Origin of the sequence: Bradyrhizobium sp. AZCC 1678, assembly GCF_036924765.1 — a bacterium.
Classification (GTDB): domain Bacteria; phylum Pseudomonadota; class Alphaproteobacteria; order Rhizobiales; family Xanthobacteraceae; genus Bradyrhizobium; species Bradyrhizobium algeriense.
The window spans coordinates 5,031,177-5,055,205 of record NZ_JAZHSE010000001.1; the positions used below are offsets into that span (position 1 = coordinate 5,031,177).

27 protein-coding genes and 2 pseudogenes are annotated in these 24,029 nt (G+C 63.0%); 11 read left to right on the plus strand and 18 right to left on the minus strand.

Annotated elements, in window-relative coordinates; genetic code table 11:
- Window positions 1-494 precede the first annotated feature (494 nt).
- Both V1294_RS23935 and V1294_RS23940 read left to right on the plus strand, forming a co-directional pair.
- Window positions 495-908 carry a hypothetical protein gene (locus tag V1294_RS23935; RefSeq protein ID WP_334500556.1) on the plus strand — a complete coding sequence of 138 codons (414 nt, stop codon included), beginning with the start codon at window positions 495-497 and terminating at the stop codon, window positions 906-908.
- A gap of 221 nt (window positions 909-1,129) precedes the next feature.
- Window positions 1,130-1,293 (plus strand): annotated as a pseudogene (locus tag V1294_RS23940) (alcohol dehydrogenase); the annotation flags it as partial.
- Between the two features lie 141 nt (window positions 1,294-1,434).
- Here V1294_RS23940 and V1294_RS23945 read toward each other — a convergent pair.
- A complete protein-coding gene (locus V1294_RS23945; RefSeq protein ID WP_334500558.1) occupies window positions 1,435-1,809 on the minus strand; it encodes a hypothetical protein in 375 nt (124 codons plus the stop codon).
- Window positions 1,810-2,077: 268 nt separating this feature from the next.
- On the minus strand, window positions 2,078-2,308 hold the full coding sequence (locus V1294_RS23950) for a hypothetical protein (RefSeq protein ID WP_334500560.1): 231 nt from the start codon (window positions 2,306-2,308) through the stop codon (window positions 2,078-2,080).
- Window positions 2,309-2,598: 290 nt separating this feature from the next.
- Between V1294_RS23950 and V1294_RS23955 the strand changes: the two genes are divergently transcribed.
- Window positions 2,599-2,826, plus strand: coding sequence for a hypothetical protein (locus V1294_RS23955; protein WP_108519329.1), 228 nt, complete (start codon window positions 2,599-2,601; stop codon window positions 2,824-2,826).
- 165 nt (window positions 2,827-2,991) lie between these two features.
- On the opposite strand, the pseudogene V1294_RS23960 reads toward V1294_RS23955, so the two are convergent.
- Window positions 2,992-3,203, minus strand: a pseudogene (locus V1294_RS23960) (HigA family addiction module antitoxin); the annotation flags it as partial.
- Window positions 3,204-3,296: 93 nt separating this feature from the next.
- Window positions 3,297-3,770: an Lrp/AsnC family transcriptional regulator gene (locus V1294_RS23965; protein ID WP_334500563.1), complete on the minus strand. Its 474-nt coding sequence runs from the start codon at window positions 3,768-3,770 to the stop codon at window positions 3,297-3,299.
- Window positions 3,771-3,809: 39 nt separating this feature from the next.
- Between V1294_RS23965 and V1294_RS23970 the strand changes: the two genes are divergently transcribed.
- Together V1294_RS23970 and V1294_RS23975 are read left to right on the plus strand one after the other, a co-directional pair.
- Window positions 3,810-4,418, plus strand: a complete 609-nt coding sequence (locus V1294_RS23970) for an RBBP9/YdeN family alpha/beta hydrolase (protein WP_442895378.1) — start codon at window positions 3,810-3,812, stop codon at window positions 4,416-4,418.
- A 341-nt stretch (window positions 4,419-4,759) separates the two neighbouring features.
- On the plus strand, window positions 4,760-5,869 hold the full coding sequence (locus tag V1294_RS23975) for a hypothetical protein (RefSeq protein ID WP_334500567.1): 1,110 nt from the start codon (window positions 4,760-4,762) through the stop codon (window positions 5,867-5,869).
- A gap of 18 nt (window positions 5,870-5,887) precedes the next feature.
- Here the strand turns inward: V1294_RS23975 and gmk are convergent, their stop codons facing one another.
- From gmk to V1294_RS24025, 10 genes are all read right to left on the minus strand, one after another.
- Window positions 5,888-6,541, minus strand: coding sequence for a guanylate kinase (gene gmk, locus V1294_RS23980; protein ID WP_334480101.1), 654 nt, complete (start codon window positions 6,539-6,541; stop codon window positions 5,888-5,890).
- A gap of 3 nt (window positions 6,542-6,544) precedes the next feature.
- Complete coding sequence (locus V1294_RS23985) at window positions 6,545-7,432, minus strand: YicC/YloC family endoribonuclease (RefSeq protein WP_334500569.1); 888 nt, start codon at window positions 7,430-7,432, stop codon at window positions 6,545-6,547.
- A 127-nt stretch (window positions 7,433-7,559) separates the two neighbouring features.
- Entirely contained in the window at window positions 7,560-8,840 is a 1,281-nt protein-coding gene (gene mltG, locus V1294_RS23990) for an endolytic transglycosylase MltG (RefSeq protein WP_108519336.1), read from the minus strand.
- A 126-nt stretch (window positions 8,841-8,966) separates the two neighbouring features.
- Window positions 8,967-10,232, minus strand: a complete 1,266-nt coding sequence (gene fabF / locus V1294_RS23995; RefSeq protein WP_334500571.1) for a beta-ketoacyl-ACP synthase II — start codon at window positions 10,230-10,232, stop codon at window positions 8,967-8,969.
- A 103-nt stretch (window positions 10,233-10,335) separates the two neighbouring features.
- Complete coding sequence (locus V1294_RS24000; RefSeq protein WP_008969609.1) at window positions 10,336-10,575, minus strand: acyl carrier protein; 240 nt, start codon at window positions 10,573-10,575, stop codon at window positions 10,336-10,338.
- A 304-nt stretch (window positions 10,576-10,879) separates the two neighbouring features.
- Complete coding sequence (gene fabG / locus V1294_RS24005; RefSeq protein WP_334480093.1) at window positions 10,880-11,617, minus strand: 3-oxoacyl-[acyl-carrier-protein] reductase; 738 nt, start codon at window positions 11,615-11,617, stop codon at window positions 10,880-10,882.
- A gap of 21 nt (window positions 11,618-11,638) precedes the next feature.
- Window positions 11,639-12,592 carry an ACP S-malonyltransferase gene (fabD, locus tag V1294_RS24010; protein ID WP_334500573.1) on the minus strand — a complete coding sequence of 318 codons (954 nt, stop codon included), beginning with the start codon at window positions 12,590-12,592 and terminating at the stop codon, window positions 11,639-11,641.
- A 112-nt stretch (window positions 12,593-12,704) separates the two neighbouring features.
- Window positions 12,705-13,331 carry a LysE family translocator gene (locus V1294_RS24015; RefSeq protein WP_334480089.1) on the minus strand — a complete coding sequence of 209 codons (627 nt, stop codon included), beginning with the start codon at window positions 13,329-13,331 and terminating at the stop codon, window positions 12,705-12,707.
- A 72-nt stretch (window positions 13,332-13,403) separates the two neighbouring features.
- Complete coding sequence (locus V1294_RS24020) at window positions 13,404-14,429, minus strand: fatty acid desaturase family protein (protein WP_334500575.1); 1,026 nt, start codon at window positions 14,427-14,429, stop codon at window positions 13,404-13,406.
- On the minus strand, window positions 14,426-15,136 hold the full coding sequence (locus V1294_RS24025) for a TetR/AcrR family transcriptional regulator C-terminal domain-containing protein (RefSeq protein WP_334500577.1): 711 nt from the start codon (window positions 15,134-15,136) through the stop codon (window positions 14,426-14,428). The genes V1294_RS24020 and V1294_RS24025 overlap by 4 nt, the downstream gene beginning before the upstream one ends.
- Before the next feature lie 338 nt (window positions 15,137-15,474).
- Here V1294_RS24025 and rpsF point away from each other — a divergent pair, with 338 nt between their 5' ends.
- From rpsF to rplI, 4 genes are all read left to right on the plus strand, one after another.
- Window positions 15,475-15,951 carry a 30S ribosomal protein S6 gene (gene rpsF, locus V1294_RS24030; protein WP_334489649.1) on the plus strand — a complete coding sequence of 159 codons (477 nt, stop codon included), beginning with the start codon at window positions 15,475-15,477 and terminating at the stop codon, window positions 15,949-15,951.
- A 5-nt stretch (window positions 15,952-15,956) separates the two neighbouring features.
- Window positions 15,957-16,196: a 30S ribosomal protein S18 gene (gene rpsR, locus V1294_RS24035; RefSeq protein ID WP_002711478.1), complete on the plus strand. Its 240-nt coding sequence runs from the start codon at window positions 15,957-15,959 to the stop codon at window positions 16,194-16,196.
- A 130-nt stretch (window positions 16,197-16,326) separates the two neighbouring features.
- Window positions 16,327-17,274 carry a hypothetical protein gene (locus V1294_RS24040; protein WP_334500579.1) on the plus strand — a complete coding sequence of 316 codons (948 nt, stop codon included), beginning with the start codon at window positions 16,327-16,329 and terminating at the stop codon, window positions 17,272-17,274.
- A gap of 52 nt (window positions 17,275-17,326) precedes the next feature.
- Entirely contained in the window at window positions 17,327-17,926 is a 600-nt protein-coding gene (rplI, locus tag V1294_RS24045; RefSeq protein ID WP_334480080.1) for a 50S ribosomal protein L9, read from the plus strand.
- 40 nt (window positions 17,927-17,966) lie between these two features.
- On the opposite strand, the gene V1294_RS24050 is transcribed toward rplI, so the two are convergent.
- From V1294_RS24050 to V1294_RS24060, 3 genes are all read right to left on the minus strand, one after another.
- Window positions 17,967-18,431 (minus strand): PaaI family thioesterase, encoded by a 465-nt coding sequence (locus V1294_RS24050; protein ID WP_334500581.1) that lies wholly within the window; start codon window positions 18,429-18,431, stop codon window positions 17,967-17,969.
- Entirely contained in the window at window positions 18,428-19,033 is a 606-nt protein-coding gene (locus tag V1294_RS24055; RefSeq protein WP_334500583.1) for a TetR/AcrR family transcriptional regulator, read from the minus strand. Before V1294_RS24055 ends, V1294_RS24050 begins: the two co-directional genes overlap by 4 nt.
- 104 nt (window positions 19,034-19,137) lie before the next feature.
- Window positions 19,138-20,181: a hypothetical protein gene (locus V1294_RS24060; RefSeq protein WP_334500584.1), complete on the minus strand. Its 1,044-nt coding sequence runs from the start codon at window positions 20,179-20,181 to the stop codon at window positions 19,138-19,140.
- A 252-nt stretch (window positions 20,182-20,433) separates the two neighbouring features.
- Here V1294_RS24060 and V1294_RS24065 point away from each other — a divergent pair, with 252 nt between their 5' ends.
- Window positions 20,434-21,684: a cyclopropane-fatty-acyl-phospholipid synthase family protein gene (locus tag V1294_RS24065; protein WP_334500585.1), complete on the plus strand. Its 1,251-nt coding sequence runs from the start codon at window positions 20,434-20,436 to the stop codon at window positions 21,682-21,684.
- A gap of 21 nt (window positions 21,685-21,705) precedes the next feature.
- On the opposite strand, the gene V1294_RS24070 is transcribed toward V1294_RS24065, so the two are convergent.
- The gene (locus V1294_RS24070) at window positions 21,706-21,912 is read right to left on the minus strand and encodes a transcriptional regulator (protein WP_334500586.1); all 207 of its coding nucleotides are present in this window, start codon (window positions 21,910-21,912) and stop codon (window positions 21,706-21,708) included.
- 590 nt (window positions 21,913-22,502) lie between these two features.
- On the opposite strand from V1294_RS24070, the gene V1294_RS24075 reads away from it, so the two are divergent.
- Complete coding sequence (locus V1294_RS24075; RefSeq protein WP_334480067.1) at window positions 22,503-24,005, plus strand: replicative DNA helicase; 1,503 nt, start codon at window positions 22,503-22,505, stop codon at window positions 24,003-24,005.
- Window positions 24,006-24,029 lie beyond the last annotated feature (24 nt).

A 24,029-nucleotide genomic window follows, 5' to 3' on the forward strand; every position in this document is an offset into this window, starting at 1 on the left:
TGCAGTCCGCAGGTGCGGATTGGAGCCGAACGGGACTGCACGAGCCGCGGCCCGATTGGCGCAATCCGCCGCTCCAGCAGTCGTAGCTCTCGCCTTTCGCAAAAAATTGGCGCGCAGGCGCGCTTGATCCAGCGCTTTCATCATCATGCGCCATATCGCTACGGCCGATTGAGCAAGCGGTGCAGATGTTCGCCAACCCTGGGCATTGGTCGCGGCACGCCAGCCCAGCGCTGAAACGATTGGCTATCACGCTTCACTGGAATTGCTGACGAAGTACGGGCTGATTGACGGAAGCTTGAGCGGCCAGGGCCTGCCCCGCCAAGTACCGGGTCTGCGGCGAGCGCATAGACGCATTGCAAGTATCGCCGATCACATTTGGATCGCGCGAAATCGCGGGAAGTTCATTCTGATCACCCGCGTCGATTGGACGCAGCCGATGTTGTTCAGGTGGTCCGACAATGATGCCGGATTGCAAAGCAAAAAAGGGAAGAACAATGCTCAGGAAGGTGCTAGGTGCAGCCGCAATAGCTGCAACGGCCTATGCTTTTGTGCCCGCCGCACATGCCAGGCACATCCATCACACCGCGCATGTCGGTGTCGGATGTAGCGGCGACAACTTCGCTAAAGCTGAAGGCGAAGTCGAGGCTATGGCCGACGGCCCCGCCAAGTTCATGGCGGAAAGGGAGATTGCTCAGGCGCAGGACGCGATGCTCAGCGGGAAGATGAGTGGATGCGCAATGCATCTTGGCCGAGCGTTGCGCGCTGAAAGCGTGGCCCAAACCCCTTATCCGGGGACGATGACCCCCGCTCCGTTCGCGAGTACAGCCGCGCGAGCCCCGGCCGAAACCACACAAGAAGCGCTGCCGCAGCCGCATTGGAATTGGGCCCCGCTGCAAGGCGCGTATTAAGCCTCAGTAGAAGGGCCTGACCGCGCAGCGATCGGCCCAGCTAAACACACTCTCAGAGCGGCGCTCCTCGTTGCAAGCTTGTGGGCATCGTCCCAAGACAAGCGTCGCGCGCCGCTCCTTCTAGATCTGTGCATGGCAACCGCACTGTCACAGAAAATCAGCGTGTCTCATTCCAAGGGGGTGCAGCCCTGCACTGTCACCGAAATTCTTCACCGTAATTCTTCATGGTCGGGACCCTCGCCGAGGCGAAGGAATTGATGGCCCTCGCCCGCGCCGGCAAGATCAAGCCGACGCCGATGAAGAAAGAGCCGATGACCGGCGTCCAGGAATGGATCGACGAGTTGCGCGCCGGGAAGTCGTCGGGCGGATTGTGCTGAAGAACTGAGGTGGTGCGCTCGCGTCACTGCAACGATGGAGCCTTCGGCCCGCTCTGTCCTTTTGATTCCGATAGCTTCCCGTCGAGCTGCTTTCGTCGAAATGGCCTGAGAGGTGGGCACGGCGCGAAGTGCCGTGCCCACGCTTGAAACTACCTGCTGTACACCACGGGCGCGCGGCGGAACGCCACGCGCGGCGGCGGGCCGATGTCGCGCTGCCAGACGCGGCCATCATCGAACTGAATGCGCATGCCGTCGGGCGAATAGACGGCGCCCTCGTCGCGCGCATCGATCCAGATTCGGCTGAAGGGCGCGGTCCAGTCGGGCCAGGCCCGGTAGGATTCACCCGTTTCCGTCGTGAGGTTCACGGCGTCCCCGTTCTGCGTGACGAAGGTGGGAGCGCCGACCATGCCGTTCCGGCACATTTGGATGCACCGGTAGGTGCCGGTCAGGTTGACCGTTTCGGCTGAGGCGGCAGTGGCGGCGCATGCAGCCAGGAGGCCCAGGGCCAGCGGCAATCGTCTCATAAGGATTACTCCATTGCTTGTATGAAGATGAGCCCGACCAAGCGGACAAGGAACAAGCGCCGATGAAAGCAGCTCGTTCCCCCTGTTCCCTGCAGTTCCAACACCTCTGCGTGAGATGGAACGAGAGGCGCCGCGGGTCAATTCACGAGGAACAGTACACTTAACTTTCATGATGATCGCAGGCGCGGCGCGTCTATTTCCAGCACTGTCACAGCAATGACGGAAACCACACGACATCGCCCGGCGCCCTTCCTCGACAGGTCAGCCCTCAGCGTCTGCCGGGTGCGGAAGGCGAAGTCGTCTTATCAATTGCCGCCGAGTCTGAGCGGCCGTCATGATCCTCGGCAATGTCGCTGGGCGCAGGCTCCAGTGAGCTCAACGCCGCATCGACCTTCTCCATAAGGCGTTCCAGTTCGGCGCGCTCATTGGGCCCCGGGTCCTCCTCCAACCTGCCCAGCAGTTGTTGCTTTTGAGTGAGAAGTTTCGCAAGTGAAGTCATGGTGTCCTCGTCCGAGTACGGAGCGGGAGGGCGCGGAGAACAAATCGATCAACCATTCAGAACGGCGTCAGGTTCCTCCGCTCGCAACCACAGGCGTGAAACCCGCATCGAGTACGACAATAGCAACGGGGTTCTGCCGGTACCGCGACGAGCGTACGGCGATCGAAACCGAGACGGTTCGCTGCAATGTTCTTTGGCGGAACCTAAGCTGACGGCGCCATCAAAATCTCCGCCGGGCGGAACGAATGCCTTTCGAAGCCTTTGATTCTGGTCGACAAGAGGAGGTATCTATGAAGCTATCTGCCTTGACGATTGCGACACTGCTTACGGTCGGAACCATCGCTTCGGCCAACGCTGTTGAGTTTGGCGTCGGTCCGGGCGGCGTCTACGTTGGTCCCGGCTATGATCGCCCCTACTACCGCGATCGTGATTACAGAGATGACTGCCGGATCGTAATCCGCGAACGCACCAACCGCTTTGGTGAACGTGTCAGGATTCGCGAGCGCATCTGCGACTAAACGCGCCTCGACAGTAGCGACGATCAGCTCAGGGTCCGGCGGGGATGCTGGACCGATCGGTAGGTCAGGAATTGCGGGTGAGTGCACTTGACTTCATGATGATCGCAGGCGCGACGCGTCTGTTGGATGCACACCGTAATTCCGAGGCGGATCATTCTCATCCGATCACGCGAGCGCCGGGCCCGGATCTCCAACCTTGCGAAACCGCGCAACCTTGATCTTCCGGGCACGGCGACGCGCCTGCGCAATGTCGTAGCTATTTTGCATGCGCATCAACGTATCCATGGATACGACGCCTTCTCGATGCGCAGCGCCATTTCAGACGATAGTGCCGCGCGCTCATTGAGCAGCGCCGAGAGCGCGGGACGGGTCACACCGCCTTGGCGGCGTCGGTCACGACATGTGTATCATCAGGGATGACTTGGAATTGCGGTGACGGTCTGGACTGCCGCCTGGGAGCATCTTTCTGGCTAGCGTTGGATCAACGCCCGCCCGATCGGCTTTGACGGCTCGCTGCGCAGCACCAGCGACGTCGTGACCGAGCCGTGCCGCGCGACTGCATCCACGATCGTTTCAAGCTCCTGTGGCGACGGCACGAAAACCTTGAGAATGAAACAATCCTCGCCGGTCAGTCGCAGCACCTCCATGACGTGAGGCATTTCGGAAAATTGCTTCAGGCAGGACTGAATATATTCGTGGGTCGTGCGCAGGCGGATGACGGCCATCATCCTCAACCCGAGCGCGGTCGGATTGATCTTCGCGGTATAGCCCGTAATGATTCCGCGCTCCTCCAGTCGCTTGACCCGCTCCGAGGTCGCTGGCTGTGAGAGTCCGACCCGGCGGCCAAGTTCGGATATCGCGATACGCCCATCCTCCTGCAGGACTTCGATGATCGCGACATCAGTCGGGTCCAGCGCTGGGATTGAGCTTTCTCGAAATGACATGAAGACCTTGAATCCATCGGTAAGAGGACGTCTTTTCCGATGATTGCCCATTCCAGATCGCAGCGGAAGACGTCAATTTCGTCCGGTTGCAAAATCAACGGAGCTGATATGACCGACATCGTTATTCTGCCGGGGATCGGAGGATCGGGTGAGTTGCACTGGCAAACCCGATGGGAAAGGAGCAACCCTCGCTATCGGCGCTTCCAGCCTGCCGACTGGAATCGACCTGAACTCAAGGACTGGATCTCAGCGCTGGATCGCGCAGTCGGCGCCGCTTCGAAGCCGCCGCTCCTCCTCGCTCATAGTCTGGCATGTCTTCTGGTTGCGCACTGGCAGCAGGTTTCCGCGGCGCCGGTCGCCGGCGCATTCCTCGTTGCCGTTCCGAATCCGGAAGCCCAGGCCTTCCCCATCGAGGCCGCCAGTTTCGCCAATCCGCCACTCGGCCGGTTCAGGTTTCCCTCACTCATCATCGCAAGCGCGAACGATCCCTATGGCACGATCGAGCATGCCCGCGGGAGAGCGAATCAGTGGAGAAGCGGCATTGTAGAAGTGGGAGAGCTTGGCCACATCAATGAGGCAAGCGGGCTGGAGGACTGGCCGCAGGGAAAGGCATTGCTCACGGCTTTTGCAGCCGGAGTCGCGAATTGACAGCCAGTCCGTGGAATGGAGTTCCGGTCAGGTCAGCCCAAATGGCTCCTTGAGGGGACACGGATCCGCCGGGGTGTGAGCTTGGACCAGTTCGGGCCGCATGTCGGCCCACAGCGGCCCCGGTTCATTCGTGCGATCCGACGGCTGTATCGGACGCTGGAGCGCCTCCAGACAGTAGAAAAAACGCCGGTTTTCCACAGGTTTAGCCCGCCTCAATTGAGGCAGCGCGCAAGCCCTAATTAAACCCCATCCGCTCCGAAATTGCGGCTCATTGCCACCCAAGTCTCTGACCAGATTGGGGGCATTAAGCGTCGTGTTGCGTGCGTTGCCGGGGATACAGAATGTCGAACCGTTCCGTGAAATTCGTCCCGGCTCTCCTTGCCGGTGTGGTGGTAGGCGCCAGTCTGGCCGCCACGACGGATCTCCGGGCCCGGGTATTAACAACAGCCGCGGAAGCCGCCCCATCACAAGCGACCCAGGCCGCCGCGGACAGTTGCCTGTCCGCGCCGAAGGGCGCGAACCCCTCGGGCAGCCACTGGTACTATCGCATCGATCGCGTCACCAAACGCCAGTGCTGGTATCTCCGGGAGGAGAGCGACACGGCTGACGACAAGTTCGCACGCGCCGCGCCGCCAGCTTCAGCCCCTTCGGCAGCAGAGGAGCCGACCCAGCAACGAACAATCACGCGCAAGTCGATCTCCGACGCGCGTGCCGAATGGGTCTCCCAGCAACCCCGCGCCGAGCCAAATTCGCCCGCCAAAGTCGACCAAACGGTTGCGGCAGCTCCCGCACCGGCCGTGCAGAATAGCCCGCGCGCAACCATGCCGAATGTGCTGGCGCCAGCGCCACTGTCGTCGGTGCGATGGAATGACGCTCCCACCACAAGATCTTTGACCACGCCAACCAATCTCCAGACGGCGGCAGCCGCGCCCGCAGCCCAGCCGTCACAGGCCGAGGAAGTGCAGCAGCCCGCGGCGGCGGATCAGGTTGCGCCCGCCGCAGCGGACGCGGCGACAGCAAAGCCGACCGCATCGCTGCAGAAACTGCTTCTGGTGATGGCCGCCGCGCTTGCGCTGGCCGGCCTCACGGTAAGCGCGATCGTCAGGATCGGCCGCATGCGGGCGCGCCGCGCCATGCGCCGCAAGCGGCGCGCGATGTGGGATTCCGCAAAGACAAGGCGGCGTTCGCCGCAACCGATGTTCCATGACGAGGACGCCGGGCTGCGGCGCACCGGCGGCGTGCACAATCCGCGGATGCCCCAGGACCGGACACGCGTACCCCAGGAGCGAACGCGCGTACCCCAGGAGCGAACAACGCGCATGCCACAGGAGCGGCCACGCCCGCCGCAGGAACGACGACACGCGCCCCAGGGACACGCGCCCCAGGATCGGGAGCGGGAGCGGCAGGTTACGGAAATGCTGTCCCGGCTCGCCCGCAGCGCGCAGACCTGACCGAAATGGAAGCGGCGGCTATTTTTCCAACTGGCGCTGTAGCTTGCGAACGAACTCGGTCAGGCCGGTGCGGCGCTCACGCTTGAGCCGCTCGGCCTTGAGAATCGACTGCACCTCGGCGAACGCGTCATCGACGTTGTGGTTGACAACGATATAGTCGTATTCCGCCCAGTGACTGAGTTCATGGGTGGCGCGGCTCATGCGCCCGCGAATGACCTCGTCGGAATCCTGCGCACGCGTGTGCAGCCGTTTCTCCAGATCGGCGGCCGATGGCGGCAGGATGAATACCCGAACGACATCGACACTCGCCTTCTGATGCAGCTGTTGGGTGCCCTGCCAGTCGATGTCGAACAAGACATCCTGTCCCGCCGACAATGCCGCTTCGACCGGCGCACGCGGCGTGCCATAAAGATTGTCGAACACAGTCGCCCATTCGAGCAGTTCGCCCTGCTCCACCATCGTCTCGAACTTCTGCTTGTCGACGAAGAAATAATCGCGTCCCTCGACCTCGCCCGGTCGCATCGAGCGCGTCGTCGCTGAAACGGACATCTTCAGGCCCGGCTCGCGCTCAAGCAGCATGCGCGACAGCGTGGTCTTGCCCGCGCCCGAGGGCGACGACAGCACGAACATCAGCCCTCGCCGTTCAACCCCGTCGAAACCTCCAGCCGTCATCGGTTACTCCAGGTTCTGGACCTGCTCGCGGAATTGCTCGACCACGTTCTTCATCTCGAGCCCGGTCTGGGTCAATTCCAGATCATTCGATTTGGAGCAGCAGGTGTTGACCTCGCGGTTGAATTCCTGGGCGAGGAAGTCGAGCCGCCGGCCGACCGGCCCGCCCTTGCCGATCATCTCGCGGGCCTGCGCGACGTGCGAGGCGATGCGGTCGAGTTCTTCGCGGATGTCGGCCTTGGTCGCGATCATGATCGCTTCCTGATTGAGCCTGTCAGCGTCGAAGCGTTCGGAAGTTTCCAAGAGTGCCGCCACCTGCTCGGCCAGGCGCGCCCTGATCGCCTCCGGCTTGCGGCCGGGCGCAGCCTCGGCCTTCTTCGCCAGCCTCTCGATCTCATCCATGCGCTGGATCAGAATTTGTCCCAGCGTCACGCCCTCGCGGCGGCGCATCTCGACGAGTTGGGCGAGCGCCTGCTCGAAGGCTGCGGCCGCGGCATCCCTCGCCGCCTTGTCTTCCGCCTCGTCGCTTTCGGGTTCGACGACCTCGATGACGCCCTTGATGCCAAGCAGACCGTCGATGCTGGGCGCCACGGCGTCGATCCGGCCGGCGAGTTCGCCCGCGACCTTCACGATCGAGGCCAACACGTCTTCATTGATGCGCACGGTGGAGACCGCGTTGGCGCGCTTGACGCTGAGGTTGGCGTAGACCGTGCCCCGCGACAGCACCTCGCCGGCGCGTTTCTTGGCCAAGGCCTCCAGTTCGTCCCAGCCCGGCGGCAGGCGCAAGCGCAGGTCAAAACCCTTGGCGTTGACCGACTTCAGTTCCCATTCGAACGTATAGGGACCGCTGGCGCCGTGACTCCGGGCAAAACCGGTCATGCTCGATAGCGCCATCGCGTAACACTCTCCGAAAAACAGGGATTTCAAGACTCGAAAGGGACGGCGCGACCTTAAGCCGATTTCCGCCAAAGTGGAATTGCGTTCCGGCCGTAGCGGAAATGCCGACTTAACCGGCCGGGCGTCAGCGCTGAACCACCGGCGGCGTCGTGGTCGACTGCGCGGCGCCCTGGCGGGCCGGCGCCGTCGCAGGCGCCGCAGGACGGGCGGGCGGCTTCTTCGGCCCCGCCGGCCGCGGCGTGGTCGCGGTTGGATTGGTATCGGCCGGCCCTCCGGCCGACGTTGGCGGCGGCGCATCCTCTGATGGTTCGACGGTGTCGTTCTGAATCTGTTTTTCGAGCGCCCGCAGCTTGGCGACGTTCTTTTGGTGCTGGTCGTAGGTCTCGGTAAAGGCGTGCCCGCCGGTCCCGTCGGCCACGAAGAACAGGTCGCGTGTGCGCGCCGGGTTGGCCGCCGCTTCGAGCGAGGCGCGGCCCGGATTGGCGATCGGTCCGGGCGGCAGGCCTTCGATCACGTAGGTGTTGTAGGGCGACGGTTGCGTGATCTCGGAGCGCTTGATCGGCCGGCCCAGCGTTCCCTTGCCGCCGACCAGGCCGTAGATGATGGTCGGATCGGACTGCAGCTTGATCCTCTGCCGCAGGCGATTGGTGAATACGGCAGCCACGCGGCTGCGCTCGTCGGCCCGGCCGGTTTCCTTCTCGATGATCGAGGCCAGCGTGATGAGCTGCTCCGGCGACTTGACCAGAACATCCGGATTGCGGCGTTCCCAGATCTCCGCGAGCACCCGCTTCTGGCTCTGTTGCAAGCGGTGGATCACCTGCTCGCGCGTGGTGCCGCGCGGGAATTTGTAGGTTTCCGGCAGCAGCGTGCCTTCGCGCGGCATTTCCCGCACGCTCCCAGCGAAGATGTCGTTGTCGATGAGCCGCGCCACGATCTGTTCGGACGTCAGGCCTTCAGGGATAGTGACGGCGTGCTGCACCACCTTGCCCTCGACGATGGTGGCGATGACATCACGCAGGCTGGCATTTTTCTGGAAGGAATATTCACCCGGCTTGAGGTCGGAACTTGCCTTCAACGCAAACACGCCGCCGATGAATACCCAGGGATTGACGTTGATCACGCCCTCGCGCAGCAGCGCATCGGCGATGTCGCGCTTGCCGGCACGTGAGGGAATGTTGACGATCTTGTCTTCCCGCAGCGGGCCCGGCGTCTCCAGCATTTGCCTGCCGTAATAGTACACCGTTCCCGCCCCGATCATCAGAATGATCAGGATGGTGATGATGGCATTGCCGACGACCACGAAGGGATTGCGGGCGCGCTCCGACCGCTTCGGCGGCGGCGGCACCTGCTCGGGCTCCAGCGCAGCGCGCGGGCTTCGTGGTGAAATGGGCGGCCTCTCACTCATCGATGCAACCTGAATCCTGTCGGTTCAATCGCGGCCGGGCAATCCTATGCCCAGCCGATAGCATACGCCCACATGTAGAAGTCATCGCCGAATGCGGCAAAACGGTGGAGTAGTTATAAACACTTGCTAGTCAGCCACGCGCCGCACGATCACGGAAGCATTGGTGCCCCCGAAACCGAAGGAATTCGACAGCGCGACGTTAATCTCGCGCTTGCGCGCCGTCTGCGGCACCAGATCGATCGCGGTTTCCACCGACGGATTTTCCAAATTGATGGTGGGCGGAGCAATATTGTCGCGAATCGCAAGGATACTGAAAATGGCCTCGATCGCACCGGCAGCACCGAGCAGGTGACCGGTCGACGATTTCGTCGACGACATCGACACCTTGGAGGCGGCGTTGCCGAGTAGCCGCTCCACCGCGCCGAGTTCGATCTCGTCGCCGATCTGCGTCGAAGTTCCGTGGGCGTTGATGTAGTCGATATCGGCTACCGCAATGCCGGCGCGCTTGATCGCCGCGGTCATGCTGCGGAAGCCGCCATCGCCATCCGGCGACGGCGAGGTGATATGATAGGCGTCGCCCGACAGGCCGTAGCCCACCACTTCGGCATAGATTCGCGCACCGCGCTTTCTCGCGTGCTCATATTCCTCGAGCACGACGACGCCGGCGCCCTCGCCCATCACGAATCCATCGCGGTCCTTGTCGTAGGGCCGCGAGGCCCGGTGCGGCGTCTCGTTGAAGCCGGTCGAGAGCGCGCGCGCCGCGCAGAATCCCGCCATCGCCAGCCGGCAGATCGGCGATTCGGTGCCGCCCGCCACCATGACGTCGGCGTCGCCGAGCGCAATCAGGCGGGCGCCGTCGCCGATCGCATGCGCGCCGGTCGAACACGCGGTCACCACGGAATGGTTGGGGCCCTTGAGGCCGTGCTCGATCGAGACATAGCCGGAAGCGAGATTGATCAGTCGCCCCGGGATGAAGAACGGCGATACCCTGCGCGGCCCGCGCTCCTTCAGCAGCAACGCCGTATCGGCGATGCCGGACAGTCCGCCGATTCCCGAACCGATCAGGGTGCCGGTGGCGCATTTGTCTTCTTCGGTCGAGGGATGCCAGTCGGCGTCGTCGAGCGCCTGGCGCGCCGCGGCCATCGCAAAGATGATGAAGTCGTCGACCTTGCGCTGTTCCTTTGGCTCCATCCACTGGTCGGGATTGAACGTGCCGTCACTGCCGTCGCCGCGTGGAATCACGCAGGCGATCTGGCTCGCCAGATCGGCAACTTCGAATGTATCGATCTTTTTGGCGCCGCTCTGACCGTTGAGGATACGCGCCCACGTTGTGTCAACGCCGCAGCCGAGCGGCGTAACCATGCCCAGCCCCGTGACGACAACCCGCCTCATGTCAAAAACTCCAACCCGAAACCAGTGGCGCAAAACAAGAAACCGGGGGACCGTTCGACAACGGCCCGTCCGGCTCTGTCTCTACCCGCCCGGGACGTCGACGTCAGCTTTTCGCGTTCTTCTCGAGAAACTTCGTGGCGTCGCCGACTGTCAAAATCGTCTCGGCGGCGTCATCGGGAATTTCGCAGCCGAACTCTTCTTCAAATGCCATCACAAGCTCGACGGTGTCGAGACTGTCGGCGCCGAGGTCGTCGATGAAACTTGCGTTGTCGACAACCTTATCGGGTTCAACACCGAGGTGTTCGACCACAATCTTCTTAACCCGCTCGCCAATCTCACTCATCGTTCAACCTCGTGCTTGTTCCATTGGACCCGACCCCAAGACGCTATAGAGACGCTACGAGCTATCGTGGTCGTTAAACTTCCTTCGCTATCGCGCATAGTCTTGATTCGGCCCGGTGGTAGCCGACAAAGCCCCGGCGAACGGCAGGCGTCGCCACGCCAATATACAGGGTTTCAAAATCCTGCAATGGCCTTGTTTGCCCATCCGTCGGGGGTTCGGTTACCATACTTCCCAAGTCCTGACTACAACCTCCACCACCCCGGCGAAACGGCCTTTGGCCGCATCGATCGGGGCAATAACTCGCTCAAAACATGGCCATTCCGCCGTTGACGTGAATCGTCTGGCCGGTGACGTAGGCCGCCTCGTTCGAGGCTAGATAGACAGCCGCCGCGGCGATGTCCTCCGGCGTCCCCAGCCGCGCCGCAGGAACCTTCGTCAGGATGGTTTCGCGCTGCTTGTCGTTGAGCGCGTCCGTCATCGGCGTCTTGATGAACCCCGGCGCGATGCAATTGGCGGTCACGTTGCGCTTGGCGTATTCCGCACCCAGCGTCTTGATCAGGCCGATAATTCCGGCCTTCGACGCGGTGTAGTTGGCCTGGCCGGGGTTGCCGGTCACTCCGACAATCGAGGTGATCGCAATGATCCGGCCGAAGCGCTTGCGCATCATCAGCTTGGTTGCGGCGCGGGCGAGACGGAAGGTCGCGGTCAGATTGACCTGGATGACGTCGTCCCAATCCTCGTCACGCAACTGCACAAAAAGGTTGTCGCGCGTGATGCCGGCATTCGCGATCAGGATGTCGACCTGCCCCATCGCAGCTTCCGCTGCGGGCACCAGCGCCTCGACATCAGCGCTATCGGAAAGGTTGCACGGCAGCACGTGGACGCGATCGCCTAGCTTGCCGGCAAACGAATCCAACACCTCGCGGCGCGTTCCAGAAATAGCCACGGTCGCGCCCTGGCCATGCAACGCCTGCGCGATCGCCCCGCCAATGCCGCCGGTCGCGCCGGTCACCAGCGCCGTCCTGCCCGTCAAATCGAACATCAATCTCTCCTTCCGGGAGCTTTAGGCCGAAGCCGCCAATGCGTCCTTGGCCGCGGCAATATCGTTGGGTCCCCCGATCGACACGCCGATGGCGCCGTCGGCGATGCGCTTGACCAGACCGCTCAGCACCTTGCCGGCGCCGATTTCGAAGAACCGCGTGGCGCCGTGCGCGGCCATGTAAGCCACCGACTCGCGCCAGCGCACGGTGCCGGTGACCTGCTCGATCAGGCGGCGGCGAATCTCGTCGGGATCGGTGATCGGCGCCGCCAGCACGTTCGACACCAGCGGCGAAGCCGGCGTCCTGATCGTCACGCCGGCCAGTGCCTCCGCCATCGCATCGGCCGCGGGCTGCATCAGCTTGCAATGGAACGGCGCGGACACCGGCAGCAGCATCGCGCGCTTGGCGCCCTTGGCCCTGGCGATGTCGAGCGCGCGCTCGACCGCGGCCTTGTCGCCGGACACCACCACCTGCCCGCCGCCATTGTCGTTAGCCGCCTGGCAGACCTGACCCTGCGCGGCTTCGCCGGCGACGGCCATCGCGGCCTCATAATCAAGCCCGAGCAGTGCCGCCATGGCCCCGGCGCCGACCGGCACCGCTTTTTGCATCGCAAGGCCACGGGTACGCAGCAGGCGCGCGGTATCGCTGACGCTGAGGCTGCCGGCCGCAGCCAGCGCGGAATATTCGCCGAGCGAATGGCCGGCGACGAAGGCCGCATCCCGCCCCACGGAAAAGCCCGCCTCGGTCTCCAGCACGCGCAGCGTGGCAATCGAGACCGCCATCAGGGCCGGCTGGGCATTTTCGGTGAGCTGGAGGGTTTCGGCCGGGCCGTCCCAGATGATCGCGGTCAGCTTCTCACCGAGCGCCGAATCGACCTCGTCGAATACCGCCCGCGCGGCCGGAAAGGCTTCCGCCAGGGCTTTGCCCATACCGACCGCCTGGGAACCCTGCCCCGGAAAAGTAAATGCAGCCGTCATCGGCGCTCCCTTATTTGATTGGGGCCGTAAGACACTGACCGAGGCCGGGATGTCAAGCCGCGGTGGGGGATGACGCATTCCGCAGGGAAGGCCGGGAATTGGGCGGACAGGCTCAGCGTTCCTGCAGCGCCAACCGGACGCCCAGAGCGCAATAGATGCCGCCAACCGCCTTGCCCTGCCACTTCAGCACGGTGGGATTTCGACGGAGAAAATTGCCCAATCCTCCCGCGCAGACCGCAAAAACCACCGTACTGACGAGCCCCAACAGCACAAAAAGGATCCCCAGGATCGTCAATTGAAGCACGACCGATCCGTTTTCGGGCACCACGAACTGGGGGAGGAACGCGAGAAAAAAGAGTGCGGTTTTCGGGTTCAGCACCTCGGCCAAAACAGCTTGCCTGAATGCTTTGCCGGCCGAGATTGGTAGTCCGCCGGGCGTCAGATTTGCCGGTGTTCTCTCAAGGATTGCGCGAATGCCGAGGTAAACGAGATACGCGGCGCCAATGTATTTGATGATGCTGAACAGCAGCGCCGAAGTGGCAATGATCGCTGAGATGCCGACGATCGCCATAAAGGTATGAATCATGTCGCCGGCCGCGATCCCGACGCCGGTCGCGATTCCCACCCTGGTGCCCGAACTCGTTGCCCGTGCAACGGTGAGGAGCGTGGCGGGACCCGGAATGAATACAAAGCCGAGCACAACCGCCGCATAAGCAGCCAAGGTGGTCAGATCGATCATACGCTCGCTCCTTCGCGGCTATTGTCGCCCAGGGAAGTTACCCTATGAGCGAAAGGGGATGTCCACCTCTAGCTAGAAGCCACCTGCGGCCTGATCACCGCCAACCTCCTTCCCGGCCCGGGCGCGGCGTGCGCTGCTCACGACGTTACCAGGCCGGTCCTCGTGGTCCGGCCTGGCAGTCGCGAGCCGCAGCACGGCGGCGTAATTCGGCTGCACCTCCATTCGGTCCGCATACCGGCTCGCGGAGAGAATGCGGTGGACACGCGGCAGGTTGTAGCAGGGCACGTAAAACAGCAGGTGATGCTCAAGGTGGTAGTTCACGTAATACGGCGCGATGAACAGCCGCTCAAGGAAATTGGTGTGCGTGGTGCGCGTATTGCGCAGGGGATCGTTCGAGTCGGGGACCACCGCATGCTCGGCGATGTTGCGGATGCGGGTGATGACCATCTGCCAGGTGAGCAGCGGCAGCAGCCACAACAGCGGATAGGCCCACCACACGCCGGCGGCAGCAAGGCCTGCGAACAGCACGGCATTGACGGCACACTGCGGACCGAGCTTTTCCCAAAAATGCGCGGCGCGCCGCGCGAGCGGCCATTCCTTGGGCCCAAGTGCATTTAGCAATTGCGCTTTGCGCTGCTGATAGCCGGTCTGCCCGGTGATATCGCGCACGAACTTGCGGCGGTAGCTCATCCCCGTGATCGGAAACGGCGCTGATAGCACCAGATCCGGATCGTCTTCCTGCTGCGTGCGCGCATGGTGCTGCAGGTGATAGCGGCGATAGGCGCGGGTCTCGGCGAAGATCGGATAGGCGCAGAACCACTGGCTCAGCGTCAGGTTGACCTTCTCGTCCGCCGACAGACATCCATGTGCGCCGTCATGCATCAGGATCGCGAGCCCGAGCTGGCGCGAGCCGATGATGCCGACCGCGAGCAAAAAGGTCAGCGGGTTGGGCCACCAGGCGGCCAGCGCGATCGATCCCAGGATCAGCGCCCATGCATGTACGATCAGGGCGATGCCTTTCCACGTCACGCGCTGGCGCACCGCGATCAATTGGTCCTCGTTCAGAAAGTCACGGGCACGCATGCGTAGCGCGGTCATGATGAGGTCTCCCTGTCGGGCTTGTCGCTGTCGTCAACCACGCGCAGTCTGGCGCTGTCGACGCCAGGCGGTGTCGTGGCCTGATCGCCCAGCACGCGCAGCATCTCGCGGCACAAATCCTCTGCCGATCGTCCCATCGCATGACCCTCGACCATGACGCCGATCGCGACTGCCCAGAACCGGCGCGAGCTTTCCTCGGGCGCTCGGAGTGAGCGCCAGCCATGCCGCTCGACCTGGCTGGCATAAGCGCGGGCGCCTTCGCTGTGCAGACGTTCGATGGTGCGTTCAACCAACGGAGCGAGATCCTGACGGCGTCTGGTCAGGGTCAAAGCCTCGGCAAAGAAGGCCACCGAATCCGTCGCCGTCACCGTCTTCGCCAGCGCGTGCGTATATTCCCGCGGCGTGTGCGCCCGAAGCGCCGCCTGCTCGGTCGCGCGCGCCAGATAGAGCATCTCGCGGCAGGCGGCCTCGACGAACAGCGCCTCCTTGGTGCGGAAGTAATAGGTGATCTGGCTCGGAAAGGCGTCCGCGGCCGCCGCAATGTCCGAAATCGAGGTTCCGGCGAGGCCCCGCTCCCTGAACAGGCGGCTGGCGCCGTCGAGGAGGCGCGAGCGCATCTGGCGTCCGGCTGTACGCGTGGCGCGGGCGGCATGCTTGGGATCGCCGGCTAGAGCTTCGGGAGCTGTCTGGACGAACTTGGGAGCCATTTTGCCCTCTCATCCATTGTTTGTATGATATACAAACAAATATGTCAACCCGGCCCGGTGGCCTCACGGCCCTCGTTGGAGAGGCCAGGAACCCTTTCAAGTCCCCGCAAGAAAGCCTTGCCAGCGCGCTGAAAATCCTTATAAACCGCGCCATCCGTGGATCCCGGCCGGGAGCTGAACGGACGGTCTCAGCAATCTCACCTTTTTGGCGATGTTGATGTGGCAGGGCCAGTTGGCCCGTCGTCCCGTGCTTCCGCCTTCTGAGCATTATCGAGTCCTTTCCGGAGGTCTCGAAGGGCTTGCCGCCGGGAACCGCGCCAACACAGGAAAGGACACCCATGCCTCTTTACGAGCATGTTTTTCTCGCGCGTCAGGATGCGAGCACCCAGCAGGTTGAAGAACTGACCACCCAGATGACGGGCATCGTCGAAGGGCTCGGCGGCAAGGTCACCAAGACCGAGAACTGGGGCGTGCGTTCGCTCACCTACCGCATGAACAAGAATCGCAAAGCGCACTTCGTGCTGATGAACATCGACGCGCCCTCCTCCGCGGTCACCGAGATCGAGCGGCAGGAGCGGATCTCTGAAGACGTCATCCGCTATCTCACCGTCCGCGTCGAAGAGCACGAGGAAGGTCCCTCGGCGATGATGCGCAAGGCCGATCGTGACCGCGAGCGCGACGATCGCGGCGGCGGTTTCCGTGGTGACCGCGAAGGCGGCTTCCGTGGCGATCGTGAAGGCGGTGGCTTCCGCGGCGACCGCGGCCCGCGCCGTCCGCGCGAAGACGTCGCTGTTGAAGCGACGGAAGAGGAGTAAGAATCATGGCTGAAGCTGGTGCACGCCGTCCGTTTTTCCGTCGCCGCAAGACCTGCCCGTTCACGGGTCCGAATGCGCCGAAGATCGACTACAAGGATTCCAAGCTGTTGATGCGTTACGTCTCCGAGCGCGGCAAGATCGTGCCGAGCCGCATCACCGCCGTCTCCGCCAAGAAGCAGCGTGAACTCGCGCGCGCCATCAAGCGCTCGCGTTTCCTTGGCCTGCTGCCCTACGTCATTCGCTAAGACATGTTCGGCCGGCGGCGCTCGCGCCGCCGGTCGTTATTCATAAGATTCATAAGGCTTCCGGGTCGTCCGGTCGCCGATGGTTGGGGTCGAGACGACCTCTAACCGCTCGAAAGGGGCGGGACAGCTGATGATCGCGATCGTCCTCATTGGTATCGCTGCCGGCGCTGCATCGGGCCTGATGTTCGCGTCTGTAATTTCGCGCGCGCTGATTTCAGCGTTGTTGCTCTATCTGGCGTCGATGCCCCTGATGGTCGCGGCGATGGGATGGGGCCCCCTCAGTGCAACGATTGGCGGCATCGCTGCTGCCGTCAGCATTGGCGTGCTCTTCGGCCTGCATCATTGCATCGCCTATGCCCTTAGCGTGGCAGTTCCTGCGTGGTGGCTTGGCCACCTTGCAATGCTGGGCCGGCCGGTAAACGACGGCACGGAACAAACGCCCCCCTCGATGGAATGGTACCCGGTCGGTCGCATCCTGCTGTGGATCGCAGGCTTCGCCGCGCTCATCACGCTTACGACGCTCTTCGCATTCACCACCGATCCGGACGCGATCACGGCCGCCTTGAAGCGCGGTGTGACCCGGGTTTTTGCAATGCACCGAATCGAGACCAACGAGCGTGTGATCGACGCCGCGGCAACATTGGCGCCGGCCGCGATCGTCATCGGGCCGCTGATCATGCTGACGATCAATCTGTGGCTTGCGGCCAAGATCACCGCCACCTCCGGCCGCCTCCAGCGCCCGTGGCCCGATCTGAAGGCCACGACCCTGCCGCCGATGACACTCGTCGGCCTGTGCGTCGCCATTGCATTCTGTTTTACCGGGGGGCTGCTTGGCCTCGTCGCGAAGATTGCCGCCGGCGCGCTGTTGATGGCCTACGCGCTGACGGGATTTGCCGTCATGCATACGCTGACGTTGGCGCTGAAGAGTCGCGCGCTGTGGCTGAGCTGCATCTACGTCGTCACGATCGTTCTGGTCTGGCCCGGGCTCGCGATGATCGCGCTCGGGCTCGCCGACGCCGTGTTCGGACTTCGCCAACGCTATCTGCGCGGCAAGCCTCCACCCCTGCCCGCATCCTGAAACTGCAACATCCAACCCAATCGAATACGAACGCTCAAAAAGGAGAACGAAAATGGAAATCATCTTGCTGGAACGCGTCGCCAAGCTCGGTCAGATGGGCGAAGTCGTCCGCGTCAAGGACGGGTTTGCCCGCAACTTTCTGCTCAAGCGCGGCAAGGCGCTGCGCGCCACCGCCGACAACCGCGCCAAGTTCGACGGCATGAAGGCCGAGCTCGAAGCCAACAATCTCAAGGCCAAGGGCGAAGCGACCAAGGTCGCGGAGAAGATCAACGGCCGCAACGTGGTCGTGCTGCGCCAGGCTTCCGAAACCGGCCAGTTGTTCGGCTCGGTCAGCGTGCGCGACATCATCACCTCCTTCGAGGCCGACGGCGTCACCATCAGCCGCAGCCAGGTCCTGCTCGATGCGCCGATCAAGACCATCGGCAAGCACGCGATCGCCATCGCCGTGCATCCGGAAGTCGAAGTCAGCGTCAGCGTCACCGTGGCGCGCAGCGCCGATGAGGCCGAGCGCATCAACCGCGGCGAGGACATCTCGACCCGTCAGGAAGACCAGGACGCCGCCGCCGAGGCGCTCGCCGCCGCTGGCGAGTTCTTCGATCCGGAAGCCCAGCACGAGGACGAGGCGCCTGCGCCTGCTGCGACCGAGAAGTAACGCCTCTATCGCGCTGCAACGAGTTTCAAGCCCGGCCCCTTCAGGCCGGGCTTGGGATTCTGGCAGCCGCTTTTTCGTCGAGCATGGCAATCGACGCCAACGCGGTCGCGGTGTGCTTCTCTTTGCCGTCGATCACGCAGAACACGTCGGCCGCAACCACGGCGACCTGACGTCCGGGCTTGATCACGCGCGCCCTGCAGATCAGGCGCTCGCCGGTCGCCGGCGACAGCAGGTTCAATTTGTATTCCGCCGTCAGCGCCGACTGCCCCCGCGATGTTGCGGCCGCGATCGTGGTAGCGTTGTCGACCAGGAAGGCGGTGACGCCGCCGTGGAACAGGCCGTGCTGCTGCAACAGTTCCGGCCGGCGGTCGACCTCAAGCGTACACGTGCCGCGTGTCAGCTCGGACAGCTCCGCCCCGATATGGGTCATGAAGCCTTGGCGGCCGACATTGTCGCGGATACGGGTCGCGATCGGCGCGAAGTCGGGATCGTTATTCGCACTCATGCGGTTTCTCCCGGTTTGTGGATCCCATCGGGCGCGACCACCGCGCGGATGGCGCAGGCGATCAGGATGTCGGCTTGCTCTCTCGGATCGGCGCGGTCGCGGCCCGACAGCCATGCGCGGCAAAAAATCTGCGCCGGGCCGATGATCTGGCTGAAGAACACCGACGATGTCATCGGCAGCAATTCGCCGCGCTCAACCAGCGGCGCGCGCCATCGCTGGACGGCTTCCGCAAGACGCGAATTTTGCGCGCGCTGCGCGCCGCGGATCTCCTCGGTCCATTCGCTGCGGGAAATTTCGAACAGATAGCGTGCCTCGCGCCTGGAGCTGACGACCCATTCCAGATGCGCGCGGATCAGCCGCGCCACGCCTTCCCGCGCCCCGCAGGATTCATCGACCGCCGCGATGACGGCAGCGTGGTAACGGGCGAGAATTTCCAGGAACAGCGTACCGGCCAGCTCCTTCTTCGAGCCGAAGAAATGGAAGAAGCTGCCATTGGACGCTCGCGCGCGGGTTCTGATGGCGGCCACGGTAGCGCCCTCGAAACCGTCGCGGTCGAATACCGCCAATCCCGCCGCCAGCAGATCTTCGCGCGCCGTGGTCATTCGCGTCCATCTTTCGAGGCCGTTGGATCTATACTCTAGAGCAACGCTCTAGAACTGGTCAAGCGATGTCGCACCGTCGACCGGCATTCGGAAATCTGAAAATCCTAGCGAGAGATGGGCGGCACGGGCGGGCCGGCGGGCGCTACCGGCGGCGATGCGGGCGCCGTAGCCGTTTCCGGTGGAGGCGCCGCTGCGGAAGAACCTGCGGCCGGCTCAGGCGCGGTGGCAGCGGAAGCCGGCGGCGCCGGCGCGACCGGCGGCACCGGATCTGGCCTGAGCGGCGCCGGCTCGCTACCGGTGCTCTCCTTGGGAGCATCGACTTTGGCGGTCTCGGACGCGCCGTCGCGTGCCGGCTTTTCCGTTTCGCCTACGGGCTTCGCTGCCTCGCTGGCCGGCTTGTCGCCCTCGCCCTTGATCGCGTCGGTCTTGATCGCATCGGTCTTGGCGGGATCAGTCTTGGCGGGATCGGTCGCGGCAGTTTCAGCCTTGGCGGCATCCCGCGACGCATCTTCTTCCTTTGCGACTTCGCCGGGGGCTGCCTGCTCGGTTTTCGGCGGCTCTTCGACGGCGGGCTTGCCACGTCTGCCCTGCTTCTGCCTGACGCCCGATTTGCTGTCGGTCGCGGCCTGCAGCGGGGCCTGGCCATCTGCAGGCTTCGAGGCATCGGGCGCCGCTTGCGGACGTGCGAACCGCTTCGCGTCTCGGCCTGGACGCGCGCCCTCGCCTTGCGGCGGTGCTCCGTCGGCGTCCGGCCGGGAAACTTCCCGCGCAGGTGCCGCTGGTGGCTGCCGGCGACCGAGCCGGTCGGGCTGATCTGGTCTTCCGTCCTGCCTGGCGTCCTTCTGCTTCGGCTGATCCTTGCCCTGATACCGGGGGTCGGCGGCCCCGTTGGAGATCAGGTAGGACGAGAGCACCGAGGCCATGTCGGTGCCGGTCGTATAGTGCTGGCGCAGAAAACCCGGCAACGACGAAGCCGACACGTTCTTCAACAGGCCACGCGGGCTCTTGTGGCAGGCGTTGCACGTGTTCGAGAATATCTGGGAGGGGCTCTTGCCCGCGTCGAGATTTTCAGCCGCCCGTGCCGCGCCTGCTGTGAGGCAGCCGATCAGGAGCGTCACCGTCGCTAAACTGAGCGCTCGGCTCAACATTCCCTGCTTCTCCAGAATCGCTGCGGCATCGCATCACGTGGCCGGCGGCGGGGTCACCTTTTAGCCGATTGTGACGCGAATGGAAGCGCGCTTATTGCGCATCTGCGTGATTGCCGCATTTGAGAATATCCGCTTTGACTCCAACGCAATAGCGCCACGGCATCATCATACTTATGATAATTTGATCCATCCCTGGAACCAACCTTTCCTGGGCGCGTCGGTATAAGGGTAGCTCGTTCCATTGGTGCTTCGATGGATCGGTTGTTGCGTTATTTCTTGGGTCAATTCATTCGCCGCGGCACGATGAATTTCACGGCCGCGAGTGGGACGAAGTTTACCTGCGGTGACGGAACCGGGCGTCCGGTGTCGGTGAAGTTCCTGACCGAGCGGACCCAGCGCCGCATTCTGCTCAATCCCGAACTGGCGCTTGGCGAGGCCTATATGGACGGCACCTTCGTGGTCGAGGACGGCTCGATCGCGGATACGCTCGAAATACTGCTCGGCCAGCCCGAAATGCTCCCACGTTGGGCCAAGCTGCAATGGTGGCTGCGCTATTTCAGCCGGCACGCCAGGCAATTCAATTGGCGCGGCCGGGCGAGAAACAACGTCGCCCATCACTACGACCTCGACGGGCGGCTCTATTCCCTCTTCCTCGACGCCGACAAGCAATATAGTTGCGCCTATTTCGAGACGCCGGATACGACGCTCGACGATGCCCAGCTTGCCAAAAAACGCCACCTTGCCGCCAAGCTCCTGATCGGGCACGGCAACCGCGTGCTCGACATCGGCTCGGGCTGGGGCGGTCTTGGCCTCTATCTAGCCGAAATGACCGGCGCCGACGTCACCGGCATCACGCTGTCGTCGGAGCAATTGCTGGCCTCGAATGCCCGTGCCGCCGAAAAGAACCTGACGGGGTCGGCAAGATTCCTGCCAAGCGATTACCGCGATGTTGCCGGCCCGTTCGACCGCATCGTGTCGGTCGGCATGTTCGAACATGTCGGCATCGATTTCTATGAGACCTTCTTCCGGCGCTGTGCCGAACTTCTCAGGGACGACGGCATCATGGTGCTGCATTCGATTGGCCGTTCCACAGGTCCCGATGTGACGAGCCCATGGATCACCAAGTACATCTTCCCGGGCGGCTATATCCCCGCCCTCTCCGAGGTCCTCCCCGCGATCGAGAAGGCGGGCCTCTTGGTCTGCGACATCGAAATCCTGCGGCTGCATTATGCCGAAACGCTGAAGGCCTGGCGGGACCGCTTCATGGCGCGACGCGAAGAGGCGGTGCGCCTCTATGACGAACGGTTTGCCCGCATGTGGGAATTTTACCTGGCGGCGTCGGAAATGTCGTTCCGGAAGCAAAACCTGATGAACTTCCAGATCCAGCTCACCAAACGCCAGGGGATCGTGCCGATGACGCGGGATTACATTACCCGGGAGGAAGCGAGGTTGCGCGGAATGGAACCCGGAAGGCAGCCACAGCTGCAACTGGCGGGCGAATAGGCTCCGTCAAGCGCGGTGGCGTCAGTTCCGCAGGCTGTACGCCGAGGCATAAGGCGTACAAGCCAATGCCGGACGGGCGAGTTGGGCGCGCACCGTAGCAAGCAACTGCTCGTCACAGGGTACCGCACGCAGTTCCGGGCGCGAAATCGCTTCCATCGTGTCGATCAGCATCGACAGCCACAAACGCTGCGCGCTTGCCGATCGCCATCCCTGGATTTGCTGACCCATCGCCAGTCCTTCTGGTCCGTTATAACTGGCAACTCGAAAATCGCCGGCCCGTTCCCAATTTCGTAACCAATCCATACTGAGGTGAAGAAATCACATCCGATGTGATCTACTTCACAGAAGCCCGTGGCGGCCCGTCGTAGATCTCCGCCATGAGCCGGCAGACCTACCCAGCCCCGTTCGATTCCGACATCAGGATCGACTACGCCTTGATCGGAATCGGTGTGGGCGCCGCTGTGTTCGCGTTCATCTACCTGATGCTGGTTTGATCAACGCTTAAGACGCTGCTCGAAAACACCCCGCGCGTCCGGATATGTCCGTCCAAGTCGTGGTAAGGTTCAGGCTCTCCTAAGATTTTACCTGGCATTTTCGGTGAAGCGTTCCCGCTTCGCCTGGCTTTGGCCGCAACCCCGTCAAGGGGAGACGTCGACCGGCGGGGATTCATTCACACCTCACATGTGTGAATCGTGCATAAGGCAGCTTCACACTTCCACCGGGCCCGCGAGTGGCGCTTTATCGCCCCCCACCTCGGAGGATCGCGACCTTCCGGCGGAATCCCAACAACGCCAAGAATCTGAAGCATAATCCGACCCATGGCTCTGACTGATTCGAACGTCCTCAAACTCGCTCCCGACGCAGGAACTCCGGTCTATCGGAGCGCGCCGCACAATATCGAGGCGGAGCAGAGTCTGCTGGGCGCGATCCTGGTCAACAACGACGCGTTCTACCGGGTTTCCGACTTCCTGGAGCCGAAGCACTTCTTCGAGCCGCTCCACCAGACCATTTTCGAGACCGCCGGCAGCCTGATCCGGATGGGCAAGGTGGCTACCCCCGTCACGATGAAGACGTTCCTGCCCGCCGATACCGATATCGGTGGCATGACGGTTGGCCAATACCTCGCCCGCGTGGCGGCCGAGGCCACCACAATCATCAACGCGCAGGACTACGGCCGCACCATCTACGACATGGCGCTACGACGCGACCTGATCCGGATCGGCGAGGACATGGTCAACGTCGCCTTCGACGCGCCGGTGGACTTTGCACCCCGCGCGCAGATCGAGGATGCCGAGCGACAGCTCTATGAACTCGCCGAGTCCGGCCGCTATGACGGCGGCTTCCAGCGTTTCTCGCAGGCGATGAAGGTCGCGCTCGATATGGCGGCCAACGCCTATCAGCGCGACGGAAAATTGTCGGGCATCTCTACCGGCTTGCGCGATCTCGACTCAAAGATGGGCGGCCTGCAGCGATCCGACTTGATCATCGTCGCCGGACGCCCCGGCATGGGCAAAACCGCGTTCGCAACCAATATCGCCTATAACATTGCCGAAGCGCACCAGGCGGAAGTTCAGGCCGACGGCACCATGAAGTCTGTCAATGGCGGCATTGTCGGCTTCTTCTCCTGCGAAATGTCGGCCGAGCAGCTTGCCACGCGTATTCTCGCCGAGCAAACCGGCATTGCGTCCAGCATGATCCGTCGCGGCGGGATCAAACAGGACGAGTTTGAAAGGATACGCGACTACACGATCAAGCTCGAGCATTTGCCGCTATATGTCGACGAGACGGGCGGCCTTTCGATTTCGCAACTGACGGCGCGCGCGCGGCGGCTGAAGCGGCAGAAGGGCCTCGACATGATCGTGGTCGACTACATCCAGCTGCTGCAGGGCTCGGGCAAGCGCGGCAACGACAACCGCGTGCAGGAAGTCACCGAGATCACGACCAACCTGAAGGCGCTCGCCAAGGAGCTGAATATTCCGGTGATCGCGCTGTCGCAGCTGTCGCGGCAGGTCGAAAACCGCGACGACAAGCATCCGCAATTGGCCGATTTGCGTGAATCCGGTTCGATCGAACAGGACGCCGACGTCGTGCTGTTCGTGTACCGCGAAGAATATTATCTGCAGAACAAGGAACCCAAGCCCGGTACACCCGAGCACGAGAAGTGGAAACTCGACATGGAGCTCGCTCACGGCAAGGCCGAGGTCATCATCGCCAAGCAGCGCCACGGACCAACGGGTACGGTCCCACTGCAATTCGAAGGGCAATTCACGCGGTTTAGTGATTTTGTCGAAGGAGATAATCTACCCTACCGTGTGCCCTAGTCCGGCCTTCAGCGCGGTTGAACC